The sequence below is a fragment of the Verrucomicrobiia bacterium genome (genome assembly GCA_019634625.1).
Lineage (GTDB): Bacteria > Verrucomicrobiota > Verrucomicrobiia > Limisphaerales > CAIMTB01 > CAIMTB01.
On the sequence record JAHCBA010000001.1, the window covers coordinates 116,371 to 132,825 of the forward strand.

12 protein-coding genes are annotated in these 16,455 nt (G+C 66.5%); 6 read left to right on the plus strand and 6 right to left on the minus strand.

The features are described from left to right. Positions 1-1,283: 1,283 nt before the first annotated feature. Positions 1,284-1,382: a hypothetical protein gene (locus tag KF833_00405; GenBank protein ID MBX3743746.1), complete on the minus strand. Its 99-nt coding sequence runs from the start codon at positions 1,380-1,382 to the stop codon at positions 1,284-1,286. Between the two features lie 870 nt (positions 1,383-2,252). Between KF833_00405 and KF833_00410 the strand changes: the two genes are divergently transcribed. Beyond that, the gene (locus KF833_00410) at positions 2,253-3,137 is read left to right on the plus strand and encodes a prepilin-type N-terminal cleavage/methylation domain-containing protein (protein ID MBX3743747.1); all 885 of its coding nucleotides are present in this window, start codon (positions 2,253-2,255) and stop codon (positions 3,135-3,137) included. Between the two features lie 197 nt (positions 3,138-3,334). Next, entirely contained in the window at positions 3,335-3,676 is a 342-nt protein-coding gene (locus tag KF833_00415) for a hypothetical protein (protein ID MBX3743748.1), read from the plus strand. Between the two features lie 212 nt (positions 3,677-3,888). Here the strand turns inward: KF833_00415 and KF833_00420 are convergent, their stop codons facing one another. The 4 genes from KF833_00420 to KF833_00435 all read right to left on the minus strand — a co-directional run bounded on the left by KF833_00420 (position 3,889) and on the right by KF833_00435 (position 9,050). Continuing rightward, a complete protein-coding gene (locus tag KF833_00420) occupies positions 3,889-6,165 on the minus strand; it encodes a hypothetical protein (GenBank protein MBX3743749.1) in 2,277 nt (758 codons plus the stop codon). A gap of 70 nt (positions 6,166-6,235) precedes the next feature. Continuing rightward, entirely contained in the window at positions 6,236-7,174 is a 939-nt protein-coding gene (locus tag KF833_00425; GenBank protein MBX3743750.1) for a glucosamine-6-phosphate isomerase, read from the minus strand. A gap of 34 nt (positions 7,175-7,208) precedes the next feature. Beyond that, the gene (locus tag KF833_00430; GenBank protein MBX3743751.1) at positions 7,209-7,991 is read right to left on the minus strand and encodes a PIG-L family deacetylase; all 783 of its coding nucleotides are present in this window, start codon (positions 7,989-7,991) and stop codon (positions 7,209-7,211) included. A 24-nt stretch (positions 7,992-8,015) separates the two neighbouring features. After that, positions 8,016-9,050, minus strand: a complete 1,035-nt coding sequence (locus KF833_00435) for a Gfo/Idh/MocA family oxidoreductase (GenBank protein ID MBX3743752.1) — start codon at positions 9,048-9,050, stop codon at positions 8,016-8,018. 213 nt (positions 9,051-9,263) lie between these two features. On the opposite strand from KF833_00435, the gene KF833_00440 reads away from it, so the two are divergent. The 4 genes from KF833_00440 (at position 9,264) to KF833_00455 (ending at position 15,310) form a co-directional block, all read left to right on the plus strand. Further along, complete coding sequence (locus tag KF833_00440) at positions 9,264-10,139, plus strand: DUF4338 domain-containing protein (protein MBX3743753.1); 876 nt, start codon at positions 9,264-9,266, stop codon at positions 10,137-10,139. Beyond that, the gene (locus KF833_00445; protein MBX3743754.1) at positions 10,136-11,455 is read left to right on the plus strand and encodes an ISNCY family transposase; all 1,320 of its coding nucleotides are present in this window, start codon (positions 10,136-10,138) and stop codon (positions 11,453-11,455) included. The genes KF833_00440 and KF833_00445 overlap by 4 nt, the downstream gene beginning before the upstream one ends. Before the next feature lie 386 nt (positions 11,456-11,841). Then, positions 11,842-14,430: an O-antigen ligase family protein gene (locus KF833_00450; GenBank protein MBX3743755.1), complete on the plus strand. Its 2,589-nt coding sequence runs from the start codon at positions 11,842-11,844 to the stop codon at positions 14,428-14,430. Positions 14,431-14,593: 163 nt separating this feature from the next. Next, on the plus strand, positions 14,594-15,310 hold the full coding sequence (locus KF833_00455; GenBank protein MBX3743756.1) for a M48 family metallopeptidase: 717 nt from the start codon (positions 14,594-14,596) through the stop codon (positions 15,308-15,310). 59 nt (positions 15,311-15,369) lie between these two features. Here KF833_00455 and panC read toward each other — a convergent pair whose 3' ends face one another. Further along, positions 15,370-16,233 (minus strand): pantoate--beta-alanine ligase, encoded by an 864-nt coding sequence (gene panC / locus KF833_00460; protein MBX3743757.1) that lies wholly within the window; start codon positions 16,231-16,233, stop codon positions 15,370-15,372. Positions 16,234-16,455: the final 222 nt, after the last annotated feature.

Below are 16,455 nucleotides of genomic sequence, written 5' to 3' on the forward strand. Positions count from 1 at the left end.
AACTTTTATGCATGGCAACCGTCGTTGAGGTTGCACAGACGCCCCGTGCAGGACCCCGGGAATCCCGCCACGGTGAAATCCCGGGCGCCCAAGGAAATCTCGAAGCCAGAACGCATTCTCGATCCCATCGGCAAAATGCCGGCTTGGGACAGCGTTATCGCGACGAGGTGGACCGGCATATCCGCTGGATCGCCATGCACCCCGATCTGCCCCGCATCCGGACTGGTGGTTACCGGCGTGTCAACCTCAAGGTCTTTCCATACTACGTGGAGTCCGTTGACCGCCCCCGCGTTCCTTCCACTCCAGTCCCGCCGACGCGGGATAAGCCGCTGCGTGGAAAAACGCCTCCGGTTTCCGCGGACGCCTTGCGGAAAGTGTCGGTCAGCCCCCTCCCACCGTGGACACCAGGGCCGGGTTCGGAGCCTGGTCACCGTGATTTCTCTCCATGGAGAGTCCCGATTGCAGGGATCAGAGGGCGCCGTGGAGGGTATTCCGCCGGTTCCGGCAGACGCAGACAACACAGGGGCGTCCGGGTCCAGGGCCCACTCTTCACCGTCGGCGGCGTCCTGTTCCCGCTTGTGTCCGGAGATCGTCCGGGCAAAGTCGCAAGTCATATGGATATCGAGGGCTTACGCGAAGCGCTGAACAAGCGACCGTTTCAGCCGTTTACGATTCGGATGGCTGATGGCCGGACCTTGCCAGTACCGCATTCCGACTTCCTCGCCGTTGCTCCTCGTCGAGTCGTACTTGTCGCGGAGGACGGCTCCTGGAGTGTTCTCGAGCCCCGTTTGATCGCTTCCCTCGACTACGATGGCGCGAAAGCGACGCCACCGTGAGAGCCCGAATTGCCGGACGGTCGACGGAACGGGTGCCCGGCGCCGGGTCTGGCGGTCTATTTGGAAGGTCGGTCGTTGATACAAGATTTCAGAGCTCTTCCCGCCAACAACACCTCACCTTGTCGTTCGGCGTCGCTCGCATACACGAGAACCCATGAGCTGCTGCCAACGCCGGCTGCACGCCGGTTTCCAGCCTGCCCGGGTAGATCCGGCGTGGCAGGGCTCAGCGCTCGGCCTGTTCCACATATGCGACCGCTGGCCCAGCCATACGGTCGGCCGGCTGATTCAAGGCAACCCCCGTGCGTGCGACCCAGGCATGGTTTGACATCAACAAGACATAAGAGTGCAGCGATACGTCTATTGGCAGGATGGGGCGCATTGGATCGGGTATTTTGTTCAGAGCTTGGGTTGCGTGCTGGTCCGGCATGGAGGAAAACACGACTGGAATCAGACCCCACGCACTCGTGTGGCACAGCCAGTACCACGGCAACGTGAAGGACTCAGCCCGCCCCCGGGCACCAGGTAATGAACGTGAGGATGATGCACCAGGGTGCATCCCCAGGTGCGCCGGTGTACGGCAACGGAGGATGGCCACCCGCACCTGGCGCTGGCGTGAAGGCATGGACCCCTCCGCCCCACCAGTTTATTCCCTCCCGAATCCCTCCTCCACACCGCACCCACGCCTCCAAATGAGCGGAACCGCCGTGCACATGCACGCGATCCCCGTCCATTTGCCCCACCCCTCCGCGCCACCCTTCCATTCCCTCCCGCATCCCTCCTCCACACCCCACCCACGCCTCCAAATGGGCGGAACTGCCGCGCACATGCACGCGATCCCCGTCCATTTGTCCCATCCCTCCACCCCACCCTTCCATTCCCTCCCGCATCCCTCCGCCACACCCAACCCACGCCTCCAAATGAGCGGAACTGCCGTGCACATGCACGCGATCCCCGTCCATTTGCCCCACCCCTCCGCCCCACCCTCCCATTCCCTCCCGAATCCCTCCTCCACACCCCACCCACGCCTCCAAATGAGCGGAACTGCCGTGCACATGCACGCGATCCCCGTCCATTTGCCCCATCCCTCCGCCCCACCCTTCCATTCCCTCCCGCATCCCTCCCGCATCCCTCCCGCATCCCTCCTCCACACCCCACCCACGCCTCCAAATGAGCGGAACCGCCGTGCACATGCACGCAATCCACGTCCATTTGCCCCACCTCTCCGCCCCACCCTTCCATTCCCTCCCCCATCCCTCTCCCCTGGAGCGGCTGCTGCGCCAGATCGTCGGCGAAGTGCTTCAAGATTGCATGGGGAGAGGACTTTTCTTATGCATGGGAACCGTGGTTGAGGTGGCACAGACATCCCGCGACGGACTGCCCCGGGGAGCCCCGCCACGGTTAACTCCCGGGCGCCCGATGACATCTCGAACCCATGACCCTTCCTCGACCCCATCGACATTCCCGCAGCGCCAGCCACCCCGCCGCGCAGCGGCTTTGTTCAAGCAGACGCCGGAGAGGAGCCGCAGCCACGCCTGTGCCTTCACTTTGATCGAACTTCTGGTCGTCCTCGCGATCATCGCCATTCTGGCAGCGTTGCTCCTGCCGGTATTGTCCTCTGCGCGGCAGCGCGCCAAGGAAGTCCAATGCAGGAACAATGTGCGACAGTTAACCCTGGCCAGTTGGATATACGCCACCGACAGCGGCTCTCACGCGGCCTACAATGATCCGAAGGACGCCGACGGCCTGTGGATGGCGATGGGCTATTACGGGAACCAGGAGCGGCTTCTGCGTTGTCCGTTGACGCGCGATCCCCCGGTCCGGCCCGCGTTCTGGGGCGCGGCGGACCGGACCTGGGTTTGGGGGGGTCAGCAGGGCCAGAACACCAATGTCTATTACGGCAGCTACGGGCTCAACGGTTGGCTTTATGACAAGCCAATCTGGGGCGGCTCAGCCCATCCCGAACTCATGATGGGAAGGCAATCCCTGATTCAGAAGCCGTCCCAAACGCCAGTATTTCTGGATGCCATGTGGGTGGACCTCTGGCCTTTGGAAACCGATCCGCCTTCCAGGGATCTCTACAATGGCGTATATCCGAAGCCGGGCATGGCGCGCTGCACCATTGCGCGGCACGGTGCCGGCAATCCTGCCAAAGCTCCCAGAGATTTCGACACGAGCCAGCCATTGCCCGGCGCGATTGTCATCGGTATGGCCGATGGCCACGTCGAGATGGTCAAACTGGAGAAGCTCTGGCAGCTTTATTGGCACTTGAACTGGGCACCTCCGGCCCAGCGACCTCACTGAATGAAACCGTTCCCGAGACAAATATTGGGACGGCGAATCGTCGAGAAGGTTTAAGTCAGCCCGGAGCGCTGCAGCGCACCGCCGCCCCGCTGGGCAGGCGGACGATTCAGATAATTTGCTCGCGACCGATGCAGCCGACCGGGCGATTCCGGCGGCGGTCGCTGAGCTTGGTCGTTCGGCAAAGAAGGAACTACACAATGCCTCGATACCTGATTTCCTTTGATGACGGCTCCATGAACCACATTCCCGATGGGGTTCTGGCATCTGTAGGTGAAGCCTCACGCAAGGTCGTTCGGGAAGCCAAAGCCGCGGGGGTCTGGATTTTCGGCGGCGGCGTGCAGCGTCAGCAGGCGACCATTGCTGCGCCGGACGGAACCATCACGGTCGGACCCGCACCGGAGACAAAGGCTGTTCTTGGCGGGTTCTCAATCATTGAAGTTTCTTCACATAAGGAGGCGCTTGCCTGGGCCGCCAGACTCGCCGCCGCTTGTCGCTGTGCTCAGGAGGTTCGCGAGATCATGTTCGACCCGGAGTCCTGACAGACCAGATTCATATCAGCGGAATGCAACGCGTAGCAAATTCAGTGCAGGAAGGCCGCACCGAAGGAATACCCTAGCAGGGCAGCGTTACGCCGCATCGGAGGCCGTCCGAGCCTGGATGGATTGGAGCGGGGCTGCGGCAATTGCCAGTTCGCACTTTGGGATCGCCTTGTCGGCGACCTGAACTCAAGGCTGCGGCGCTTGCTCGGGGACTACCGCTCATGGCCGATGAATCCATGGTACAACCCCATGTAGTAGGGCAGCAAAAACACCGTCCCGCTTGCCAGTTCCCGTCCGTCCCCGCCGTAGTCCAGCCTCCACGGGTCCGTGTTCCAGTGATTGAAATGCCGCTCTGCAACCGGCAGCACCCGCCCATTCACCCGGTGGCCGCGGGCCCGCGTATCCGGATCGTACAAGTCGGAGGACTGCTGGAGAGGCAGCCGGACCAGGTCCAGGCGGTGACTGTTGCGGTGGGGCCAGTTGACCCGGTCCAATGGAAATCCGCGCAGCGTGGAGATCGAGTCCTCCAGCCAGCCCTCCCAGGGGTCGAGAGGAAACTCGCCCCAAGGATTGGTCACCCGAGCCCCGCGCCCATGGGCGGCGTAGGCGAAATTGAAGAAGGGGTTCATCTCGGGAAGTTCCAGCGCCGCGTACACATGAAAGGCGTACAGCCAGTGCGGACGCCACGCCGCCTCGGGCGTGTAGCTCAGCAGATTGTAGAAGCACATGAACGCCATCTCGTCGTCGCTCTGGTTTCCCGAACCCATCCCGGTCTGGGTCTTGGGATTCATCGCGTTGGCGCCATACCCGTGCCGCTCGATGAGTTCACGCGCCGCCGCCCCGTACCGGGGATCCCCGGTAATGTGATCGGCGACCGCCAGGTAACTGAGGAGGCTGAGCGAGTTGAGACCGCGTTCCACCCACCAGTCTGGGTCGTCGTTCAGCCGGCGCGGACCGAACACCGCCCAGCGGGTTGGTTGCCCGTCATGGTCCATCAGCGAGTAGTCATGCGCCATCAGATGGTCCGTGAGGTCCCGCACCACCTCCCGCACACGCTCCTTCTCGGCGTCGTCCGCCACCAGGTCATAATACCGGGCATAGAAGAAGTAGTGCCCGTCCAGTTCGTCTGAACTGGTGTCGCTCTTCCAGTACCACCTGCCATTTTCGCTCGTCGGCCAGCGAGGCTCATACACCTTCCAGAGGCGGTCCCGCTCGGCGCGCAGCCGCCGGTCGGATTCTACCCGGCCCACATTCGGGTCCGGCCACTCCATCGGCCGGATGGTTCGTGCCACGTACCCCTTCGGCGGGCTGTGAGAGCCGCCCTGGGTGACCGTCTGAAGAAAGCGCAGCGCCTCGAAGACCTGGCGCGCCCGCCGGCCGAACTCGGGACGCCGCGTCGCCGCATAGGCATAGCATTCACCCGCCCCGTACATCGCCGTCCAAAGCCCGTCGTTGTCGCTGTCGTGATAGCGAACCTCCGACCGATCCCCGGGCGCCCCAAGGGACACCTCCGAGGTGTACCCGAATTCCGTCCGCTTGATGTACCGTTCGACCTCCTCCTCGTAGTGACGCGCCTTGGCGGCGAGCGTCATCGGCCGCCGCTCGATCGCCCCCGCCCCGCCCGCCGTCGCCATCCACGATGTCCCGTCCGGCCCAACCGCCACGCCCCGAATCTCGTCCCCGGGCAGCCAGCGTGGTCCCTGCCGGTAACTCCACTCCACCCCGTCAAAGCGGATCGCTCCCAGCCGCGTTCCAAACCACACCGAACCGTCACCGCCCGTCGCCACCCCGGTAAAGTCATTGTAGGGAAGTCCGTCGCGCCCCTCGAAAAACCGCCACGCACTCCCCGTGCCGCAAGCCACACCCGCAGGCGTCGCCACCCAAAGCCGCCCCACCCCATCGAACGCCAAGCCCCGTACATCCCCTGTTCCCCACCGGCGTCCGCCTTCGTCGGTCATCGACACCATCTCCCATCCCCCCGCCCGCTGCCGGAACAACCCGCCACTCGACGCCACCCACAGCGTCCCCTCCCCATCCACCGCCACCTGCCGCACCTCCCACCGGCTCGGCCATCCCACCGACGTCAACCGGCCTTCCACCACCCGAAACGGGTCCGCGGCGGTCACCACCCACGCCGCATCGTCCCGCCGCGCCAACTGGATCACGTTCCTCCACCGTATGGCCACCCGCACCGGACGCCCCTCCGGCCCCGGAAACACGAATTCATCCTCGCTGGCGCTGCGCCATTCCGGAACCTCCCGCACCGTTCCGTCCAGGCGCGCCGAGAACCAGCGTCCCTCCGAAAAGAACCGCGCTCCGCCGTCCGGTGCCAACTCCACCAGCGTGACCGGTTCCGTCCCCGTCCCCAGCGCGAGGCGCCGGGTGACTTCCTGCGGGAATGGCACGTCGGGGACAGGCACGACGGGCGCCCCCTGCGTGGCACGGAAGGCGAGAATGCCCAGGAGAAGCCAGAACCGGCACAATTGCATCGCGTGAGCCTGCGCCCCCGCCCCCCGCCCCCGCAACTCCGTCGTATCGCACGGCCCGTGCGGCCCCCCCTCAGTGCATCTCCACCCCGCAGCTCCCAATCGCCCCGGCGTAGTAGTTGAACTGCACATTGGGATGGTCGGCCAGCAACGACATCGGCACCCGCGTGTCCGCCATGCCCTTCGAAACCATGTACGCCGACAAGCGCATCCCGAAGGCGTTGTCATGGCACCCCGGATGCCAGATGGACACCTTCTCCGCCCGCCACGTTTCGACCGGCCCGACCGTCACCGCCCGCGTCGGGACCATCGAGAGATTGCCGCCGGCGCTGGTCCGGGCGTTCTGCGACAGCGTCAGCGGATGGAGATCCACCACCCGGGTCGCCAGCTTCCGGTATTCCGCCACCGTCGGCGGTTCCTTGCGCCAGCGCCCGCGCCGCGGCAGCGGGTCGTTGAACGCCCAGTGCTTCACATCCCCCTGCCCGCCCTGCATCACCGCGCACCGCACCCCGGCATCCCACGAACGCCGGTACTCCCGGGTGTCGGCCTTCGGGAAGTGCAGGTGCGCATCCGGCATTCGCAGCGACCGGTCCATCCGGTCGAAACACAATTCACGGTCGCACCGTTCGAAGCTCAGTGGATGCGTCACCGGCACCTCCCGGCCCGTGGCCGCATCCACCCACTCGTCCATCCCCCAGAAATGACCCGACCGCACCTTCAACCCCAGCGCGTTCACGATCCGCGCCACCAGCGGCAACTGTTCGGTCGGCCCGATCGGCCCGCAGACGCCCACCGGGTTGTCATCGGTTGAAGCCTTCCACGCCTCGACATACTCCAGCGCTTCCGCCACGAAAAACTCCTCCAACGTCGGATACACCACCACCCGGAATCCCGGTCGCGACAACCGCACCAGGTCCCGCTCCCGCAACCGGGCCACCTCGTCCAGCAGATCCGCATCGAGGGTCGTGTAGTCCCACCAGTCCGGGGCGATCAGGCTCGTCTTGAAGGGCATGGCCCGCCCGTCTTGCGCCATCGCGATTCCCCGGTCAATCCCGCGCCACACCCCGGCCCCTCCAATACCGCGCCCCCAGCACCTCCGCCAGCGGATCCGCTCCTTCCTCGCAAAACCCAAGGTGCCCGTGCGGCGTCCACCCCTCGGCTTCCCCAAACCGGCCCGACATCCGGCCGACCTCCCGCGCCATCGCCTCCATCGCCGCCACGTAGGAATCCATCCCCTGGCTCGCATCCAGCCACGCCCGCTGGCTTGCGTGGCACTCCAGCGCAGCCCGCTTCCTGTCCCGCACGGACCCGGTGTCCACCCATGCCTCCGCCAACGCCGCGTTCCCCATCCCGTCCCGCAACCCGTGCGGCATCGCGTGGTACACCGTCACCGCCCTCGCCCACGGCGCCACCACCGGCTGCGTCCGGAAATTCGGCATGCCCCGCGCGAACGCCGCCGTGACCGCCAGGCGCGCTGTGTGCGTGTGATCCTCCATGTAATCCGCCAGGGCATGCGTCAGGACCACGGTCGGACGCGCCCGCCGCACCACCGCCGCCACCCGGCGCAGGAGGCGTTCGCCATAGAGGATCTCCAGGTCGTCCGCGATGGGCGCGTGCCATTTCGCCCCCAGCACCTTGGCGGCGGCGCGCGCCTCCCGCGCCCGCACCGTCCGCAACCGGGCCGCAGGAATCGTGGCCGACCCGCAGTTGCCCGTGCTGAGATTGAAGGTGTGCAATTCCCACCCCGCCTCGCCCAGCAGGCACAGAGTCCCCGCCATCAGGAACTCGATGTCGTCCGGGTGCGCGGCGATGGCCAGGGCCGAAGGCATGTGTCGTCAGGCATCCCCCCGCCCTCAGGCCGTGGGCGGGTGCTTCTTCTCGTGGTGCTGCGCCGACCGGTCGGCCGCAAAGATCACCTCATGCGTGAGAAACGCGTCGTCGAGGCTGGTCAGGGGCATTTCCTGCCCGTGATCCAGTGCCCGGAAGAACGCCTCGAACTGGGCCTGATACGGATGGTCGGAGACGTCGCCCGAATCCAGCAGCGGCACCCCCAGCCGGCTCCATTCCTTCTTGCTCAGCGCCCCGAATCGCGTGCTGTGAAACCGGTCGTCGAGCAACGTCCCCTCGCTCCCCACCAGCTGCACCCGGAAGTAGTAGGGCTGATGACAGTCGATCACCGAGGCGCACTTGCCCACCCGCCCGTCCCGGAACTTCAGGATGGTCACACTCGTGGTCGGGTACTCGTAGGCCGCGAAATCCTTGGAACTCGAATGGGTCGCGTAGCTGCTCACCACCTCCACCTCGTTCCCCATCAGCAACAGCAATCCGTCCATCGCGTGGCACCCCGCCGAAAGCAGGCTGCTCCCCCCCGAACTCCGGCGTGTGTTCCATCGATACTGCCCGTACCACGGACCAATCCCGTGGAAATAGTCCACCTCCGCATAGTGCACCCGTCCCAGCAACCCCTGGTCCACCATCGCCTTCGCCACCGTCAGTTGCGCCGAATACCGGCACTCGAATCCCACGCAGGTCCGCACCCCGGCCTCCTTCACCGCATCCCGCACGGCCACCAGATCCTCCCGGTTCAATGCCACCGGCTTCTCCAGGATCAGGTGCTTCCCGGCCTTCGCCGCCGCGATCGCCTGACGTGCGTGATCCTGCGGATACGAACACACCGACACCACCTGCATGTCGGGCTGCGCCAGAAACTCCCCCAGATCCCGAAAGACCCGCACCGGCCCCCCATGCTTCGCCGCCAGTCGCGCCTCGTCCAGCGGCCTCGAACTCAAGATCGACGTCACCCGCGCACGCCCCGTCGCCTGCAACGCCGCAATGTGGGCGCCCGCCACCCACCCATAGCCAATGATGCCAACATGATATGCGTTCATGAATGTCCCCCGGATGGTTCACCCCCATGCCAACCCGTCGCCGCCCCCTTGTCAAAGGCTTCTCCGCCGTCCGCCAGCAGTTCTCATTTTGGAAGAGTGGCCTGAGCGCGAGGGTGGACGAGCAGAGGGATCGGGCCATGGGACGCCGGTGTTCCCAAAGTTTTTTCACTTTTTGCGGGACTCACACCCCTTCCTCGGATATAGCCAAGGCCCGTGGTCGTCGACGAAGTCATCCAGGGGCGGCGATTGACCCCGGCGGAACTGGCCGAGATCCGCAACCTGCTCGCCGACCATCCGGATTGGCATCGAACCCGGATTTCACGAGAGCTCTGCCAGCGTTGGGATTGGCACACCGACACGGGGCGTCCCAAAGACATGGCCTGCCGCAGCCTGCTCCTCAAGTTGGAGGCTCGTGGCTGGATTCGGCTGCCTTCGCGTCAACGTCCCAGCGTCAACGATCGACGCAACCGGCAACCGGTCCAGATCGAGCTGGATCGCAGCGTTCTGGAAGCCGACTTGGCGAGCCTGGAGCCGGTGCGCATCGATCCCGTGGCTCCAGGTTCGCGCGAAGACGCTCTCTTTCGGGCACTGCTCCAGCGCCATCACTACCTGGGTTTTCGCAACCGCGTCGGCGAAAACATCGGCTACCTGGTCTTGTCCCGGACCGGGCGCCCCCTGGCGGCGCTGCTCTTCGGCTCGGCCGCCTGGCATTGTCAGCCGCGCGACGCCTTCATCGGCTGGAACGAGGAACAACGTCATCGGCATCGCTGGCGACTGACCAACAATACCCGCTTCCTCATCCCGGCCTGGGTGCGTGTGCCCCACCTGGCCAGCCATGTCCTGGCCCGGGTCCTCGGCCGTCTGGACCGGGATTGGCGCCAACGCTACGGACATGGCGTGGACCTGGTGGAGACCTTCGTCGAGCCCGAGCGCTTTGCCGGCACCTCGTACCGTGCCGCCGGGTGGCTGCCGTTGGGGCGAACCACCGGCAGGGGACGCAATGGCCCCTCCGACACCGCCTCCACCACCGCCAAGGAAGTGTTCGTACGCCCGCTGGGCCGGCATTGGCGCCAGCGCCTTTGCCCATGAACCCACCCTTCTTCAATCGGTGGCGGGATCACCTGCGCGAGGCACTGGCCAAGCTGCCAGACCGGCGTCGCGGCACCAACAAGTCCTACGCGATGGAGGACTTCGGCTTGAGCGCCTTCGCGGTCTTTTTCACCCAGTCGCCCTCCTTCCTCGCCTACCAGAAGGCGATGCGCCAGGCACGTGGCTGCGACAACGCCCAGAGCCTCTTCGGCATCACCCGTATTCCCAGCGACAACCAGGTCCGACAGATGCTCGATCCGGTCCCCCCTGAGGCGCTGCATCCGCTCTTCGACCGGGTCCTGGATGCCCTGCGGGACGAGGGATTGCTGGAGGACTTTCACGGGGTCCACCAGTCCACGCTCATCGCGCTGGACGGCACCGGCTACCGTTCTTCGGCGAAGGTCCACGGACCGTGTTGCTCGCACCTCACTCCCGAGAAGGGACCGCGGATCTATTTTCACACGGCCCTGACCCCGGTCATGGTGGCTCCCGGTCGCGCCGAAGTCTTCGCCTTGCGTCCCGAATACATCGCCCCCCAGGACGGCCACGAGAAGCAGGATTGCGAGATCGCCGCCGCCAAGCGCTGGCTCCAGGCCAACTTCGAACTCTACCGTCGCCACGGACCCGTCACGGTTCTGGGCGACGACATCTACGCCCATCAACCCTTCTGCCGCCAAGTCCTCCTCCACGACGGCCATTTCCTCTTCACCGCCAAGCCCTCGTCCCATATCGCCCTCTACCGCTGGATCGATGATCTCCAACCCGGACCGGACTTGCGCACCTTGCGGATGCGCGTTCGCGAGAAGGCCGAAACGCTCACCTACACCTACCGATGGACCCACGGCGCCCCTTTGGCCGAGGGGGAAGATGCTCTGAAGGTCAACTGGTTCGAGCTTCGCGTCACCAACCCCCAAGGCCAGACGGTCTACTACAATGCCTGGGTCACCGACTGGAAGATCGACGAAACCAACGTCGCCAGCCTGGCAGCCTCGGCACGGGCCCGTTGGAAGATCGAGAACGAGAACAACAACACCCTCAAGACCAAGGGCTATCATCTCGAGCACAACTTCGGTCACGGCAAGAAGCACCTGGCAGCGGTCCTCACCTCCTTGAACCTCCTGGCCTTCCTCGTGCATACCGCGCTGGGCTGGCTCGATGAGCCCTACAGGCTATTGCGCGCCAGGCTCCCCTCCCGCCGGACGTTCTTCGAACATGTCCGGGCCCTGACCCTCTACATCCACTTTCCCGGCTGGAGCGAACTCCTGGACTTCATGATGCGAGGCCTCGAACTGGGGCCGTACTCGAAAAAAGCCTGACCGGGTTCTCCGCCCCACCGCGGCCTTTCGGTCCGCGGGGCTTGCGCCTGCCCGAATCTCCCCTCCGCCCTCGTCCAGGGCCCTCCTCGTCGATCACGCCACCCTTCCACTACCCACGCGTCCACCCTCGCGCTCAGGCCACTCTTCCAAAATGAGAACTGCTGGCCGTCCGCCCTCCTGCCTGTGCATCCCGGAGTTGTGGGGCGCGGTGCGAACGTTGCGCAGCGTCGCCTCGGAGGGCCGAGTTCCACGAGGCCGCAAAGCGGTATGGAGCGTTGGATTGAGGACTCGCGGAGCTGGTCCCTCCGATGACGTGCAGATGCCCCTCCCGTCGGTTCGCACTTGCCGCTTGAGGGCTCCCCCGGACCGCCCGACCATCCCGGCCCGTGGAACCCGCCCCCTCCCTCCCGGATGTCGGCCTTCCCGTCGCATCCCGCCGCCGGTCCGCACGCCGGCGCCGTCCCTCCACCCGCGCACCTCGTGCCCTCACCCTGGCGGACCAACTGACCGAAGGCCTGATCCTCTTCCTCGTCGTCTTCACCCCCTGGGCCTTCGGCACCACCCAAACCTGGTCCATCTGGACCGCCAACGCCGCCTGCCATGCCCTGGGACTGATCCTCTTCGCCAAACTTCTCCTCCGTCACCAGTCCGCCTACCGGCCCGCCCGCTGGGGCGACGACCTCGTCGTTACCGACAACTCCGGCGAGTTTCAACCCCCCGCCCGACGGCGTCCCGACCCCGCCACCGCCGCCCTCGCCGCGATCACCGTCGCCCTCCTTGCATACGTTCTCGTCGGACTTCTCAACGCCCGGGCCGACTACGATCCGGCCACCCGCTCCTTCCAGTACCTCCGTGAGGTCCGGACCTGGCTGCCCACCACCTACGACCGCTCCGCCTCCTGGTTCGTCTTCTGGCAGTACCTCGCCTGGGCGGCCGCCTTCTGGGCGATCCGGGACTGGCTCCTCCATCGCGGTCCGGAGGAACGCCACAGTCGCGCCGGGCCCGCCTGGGATGACGCGACCGGTCAGTGGAACATCCCCGCCCGTCTGCGCCGCCTGCTCTGGGTCCTTTGCCTCAACGCGGCCCTGCTCGCGGCGATTGCCATCCTCCAACGCGCCGACGGCACCGACAAGCTGCTCTGGATCCTCGGTTCCCAGCGCCCCCGCGAGGCCGGCGCCCTCTTCGGTCCCTGGGCCTATCGCGCCAATGCCGCCCAGTACTTCAACCTCGTCTGGCCCGTGGCCCTCGCCTTCTGGCTCTGGGCGCAGGAACGTGCCTCCCGCGCCCCCCATCGCCAGCTCGGCCGTCTCGACGGACCCCAACTCGTCCTGCTCCCCTGCGCCATCATCGCCGCCGTCTGTCCCATGATTTCCGGAAGCCGCGGCGCCGCCGTGGTCAGTGCCCTCGCCGGTTCCCTCGCCATCGCCCTCGTCCTCCTCGTCTCCCGCCGCCAGATCTCCCCGACCCTCCGCTGGCTCACCGCCGGGGGCATGCTCGTCGCCGGCCTCGGCGCAGTCATCGGCGGTTGGTCCCTGATCCATTCCCGCCTCACCCGCGCCGACGACCGCTTCCCCACCGCCATCGAGGTTGGCCCGTCCGACTTCACCCTTCTCGCCCGGGTCCGTCTTCCCGAAAAACCCGACGGCCCCTGGCATCCCCTGGCCAGTCTTTCCAGCAGCTTCCGCCAGAGCCATGCTCCCCATTCCCTCCACCTCGCCCTCAATGCCCGTGGCGACTTCGGCGCCCACCTCCTCGGCGCCACCCCCGGCGACGTCAATCACCTCGTCGCCCCCCGGTTCCTCCCCCGGCACGCCGGCCGGGAAGTCCTCCTTTCCGTCACCCGCGATCCGGAAATGCGCCTGGCCATTGACGGCGTCCCGATCGAAGCCGCCGCCGGTACTGCCGGCGATGCCGTCGGTTGGAATGCCTACCTCGCCACCCGCTACCTCTTCGTCTCGTCCCCACGCGTTTCCGAGGTCGCCCTCGTCCATGCGGCGCTTTCCCCCGAAGAACTCGCCGCCGCCGCCCAGGTGCCGTTGACGACCTTCCAGTCCAATCGCGTCGCCCACCCCGCCCGCTTCCGGTCCGACCTGCTCCTCACCGATGTGGTGGTCCCCGACGGCGTCGCCACGGAAGTGCTCGCCCCGTCCGCCCAGCCCGAATCGCGCTGGCGCTCCATCCGGCGCGAGGCCGATCCGGGCCTCCTGGGCTTCGGACTGCGCCTCGCCCCCCCCGAACCCCGCCTCCGCGGGCCGCTGACGATGTCCTTCGAAGCCTGGAACCTCGGCCTCAATCCCCTCCACCTCGCGGTCCACCTCGACGGTCATCCCGGCGGGTTCGTCACCCTCCCGCCGCGCCTCGAACGATCCGTATCCCTCCCGGTCCGCGCCCCGCATGGCGAATCCCCCCAGGCCGTCGAGATCCTCCTGGTCGATCCTGAAGGCGACCTCCTCCTCGACACCCCGCCCGACACACAGTTCCTCGTCCGGAATCTCGAACTCGCCGCGCAACCGGCCATGGTCGCCCGCACCATGGGCCGCAGTCTCAGGATGCTGGACCTTGGGGACCGCCTCTCGGGCCGGCACGAGTATTACGAAAATGCCCGCCGCATGGCCCTTGACCATCCCCTCTGGGGCGCCGGCGCCGGCACTTTCGTATCCCTCTACCAACTCTACCTCCAGCCCGGACAGGACTGGCCCGGCTACCTCCACAACGACTGGATGGAGACCCGCCTCACCCTCGGCCCCATCGGGCTCGGCCTGGTGATCGCCTGGCTGGCCGCCCTCGCCTGGCGTTCCTGGCGCGGCCCCGGCCTGCCCACCCTTCGCGTTGTCGTGGCCCTTTGGTGGGTCGCCCTCGGCGGCTGCCTCCTCCATGCCCGATTCGACTTCCCCTTCCAGATCTACTCCGTCGTCTTCCTCTTCCTCGTCCTCTGCGCCGCCCTCACCGTCATCACCGCCCGGCCCGCCCGCTGACGGATTCCTGGTGCCTCACGCGTTCATGGAGGGGATCGCCCAATGATGGCGCTACTTCCCCGAACACCTCCCCTGGATCGGGAACCGTTGCCTCACTCCGACGAAGCAGCCGTGCCCCCCCCGGTCTCGCCAACCGCCCTCGCTCCCGGTTACCCTCCCCCCCGTGCCGGCCCTCCCCGCCCCGTCCGAACCCAACCCCAACCCGCCCGATCCACCACCGGAACCTGTCCCGGTCGCAATCCGCTTCGTCCGCCATCCCCGTGCCCGACGCTACATCCTCCGCGTGGACCGGCAGGGCGTGCGGGTCACCATCCCGCGCGGCGGGTCGGAAGCTTTCGCCCGGCAGTTCGTCGCCGCCCGCGAATCCTGGATCCGCACCCACCTTGCCCGCCTCGCCGCCCGCCTGGCCCCCGCGCAACCCTGGGGACCGGGAACTCCCGTCTGGTACCGCGGCGAACGCCACCCGCTCGTGGCCGATCCGACCACGCTTCGCCTCGGTGACCTCTTCCTTCCCCTCCCGCCCCCCGATACCGACTGGCGGTCCTGGGTGGAAGCCGCCCTCCGCCACCTCGCCACCATCGAGTTCCCACCCCTGGTCCTTGCCATGGCCGCCCACCATCAACTCGCCGTCCGTCACGTCAGCGTCCGGGCCCAGCGTACCCGCTGGGGATCCTGTTCCAGGAATGGAACGGTCTCCCTCAACTGGCGCCTCGTCCAAACCCCCCGCCCCGTCCGGGATTACCTGATCGCCCACGAACTCGCCCACCTGCGCGAGATGAACCATTCGCCCCGGTTCTGGCGCGTGGTGGACCGCTTCTTCCCCGGTTGGCACGACTCCGAAGCCTGGCTCCGCCGCCACGGCCGCGACCTCCTCCCCTGACGCGGGGTCAGATCTCTGAATTTGACAAGTCAAATTCAGAGATCTGACCCCGCCTCCGCTCACAATGGCCCGTTGTCGATCAATCGCGTCGAGCCGAACCGGACCGCCAACGCCAAGCGCGTCCCCGGCACCACCGGGTCTCGTGGCTCCAAGGTCTCCGGATCCATGAATCCGACATAATCCACCCGCCCGCCCGACTCCTCCTCGATCCACGTTCGCAATCCGCTCTCCAACTCCCGCGCCCCCACCGTCCCCTCCCCCCGTACCCGCGACCGGGCCCGCCCCATCGCCCGCCACAACACCGTCGCCCGCTCCCGCTGCTCCGCCGTCAGATAGCGGTTGCGCGAACTCATCGCCAGACCGTCCCGCTCCCTCCGGGTCGGCGCCACCACAAGCCGCACCGGAAAGTTCAGATCCTTCGTCATCCGCCTGACCACAGCCGCCTGCTGCCAGTCCTTGGCCCCAAACACCGCCACGTCCGGCAGCACCAGATGGAACAACTTCGCCACCACGGTGGTCACCCCCCGGAAGTGCGTCGGGCGCGACGCCCCCTCCCATCCGCGGCTGAGCGATTCCTCCACCACATACGTGCTGTACCCGCCCGTCCCACGACCCGGATACATCGTCGCATCCTCCGGATGGAACATCACGTCCACCCCGGCCCGGCGACACAGCGCCCGGTCCCGGCCCGGATCCCGCGGGTACGCGGCAAGGTCCTCCCCCGGCCCAAACTGCGTCGGGTTGACATACAGGCTCACCACGACCTTCCCCGCCCCGCCCACCCGCCGCCGCGCCACCTGGACCAGGCTCAGATGACCCTCGTGAAGGGCCCCCATGGTCGGCACCAACCCCACCCGGAGCCCCTCCCGCTTCCACCGCAAAGCCAGCCGCTGCATCGCCCCCGGCGCATGGATCGTTCGCATGCACCCCACCCTCGGCCCACTCGTCATCCCGGATCAATCCGCCTCCGCTTCCACCCCCTCCTCCGGGCGCAAAATCAAAATAATGGGACTGGCTGCTTGCTGTTTACTACGGTTTGCCAGCATGAGAACTGCTCAAGACCCTGGGTCCCGCCCTTATTTCAGTCGAATGGCCCTAAAAATCATGCATATGCACGATTGTTGGGACCATTACTCTCCTTGCCC

Coding starts and splice junctions, on each gene's coding strand:
- KF833_00415 (MBX3743748.1), top strand. CDS start 3,335: ATGCCTCGATACCTGATTTCCTTTGATGACGGCTCCATGAACCACATT.
- KF833_00425 (MBX3743750.1), bottom strand. CDS start 7,174: ATGCCCTTCAAGACGAGCCTGATCGCCCCGGACTGGTGGGACTACACG.
- KF833_00445 (MBX3743754.1), top strand. CDS start 10,136: ATGAACCCACCCTTCTTCAATCGGTGGCGGGATCACCTGCGCGAGGCA.
- KF833_00410 (MBX3743747.1), top strand. CDS start 2,253: ATGACATCTCGAACCCATGACCCTTCCTCGACCCCATCGACATTCCCG.
- KF833_00420 (MBX3743749.1), bottom strand. CDS start 6,165: ATGCAATTGTGCCGGTTCTGGCTTCTCCTGGGCATTCTCGCCTTCCGT.
- KF833_00430 (MBX3743751.1), bottom strand. CDS start 7,991: ATGCCTTCGGCCCTGGCCATCGCCGCGCACCCGGACGACATCGAGTTC.
- KF833_00435 (MBX3743752.1), bottom strand. CDS start 9,050: ATGAACGCATATCATGTTGGCATCATTGGCTATGGGTGGGTGGCGGGC.
- panC (MBX3743757.1), bottom strand. CDS start 16,233: ATGCGAACGATCCATGCGCCGGGGGCGATGCAGCGGCTGGCTTTGCGG.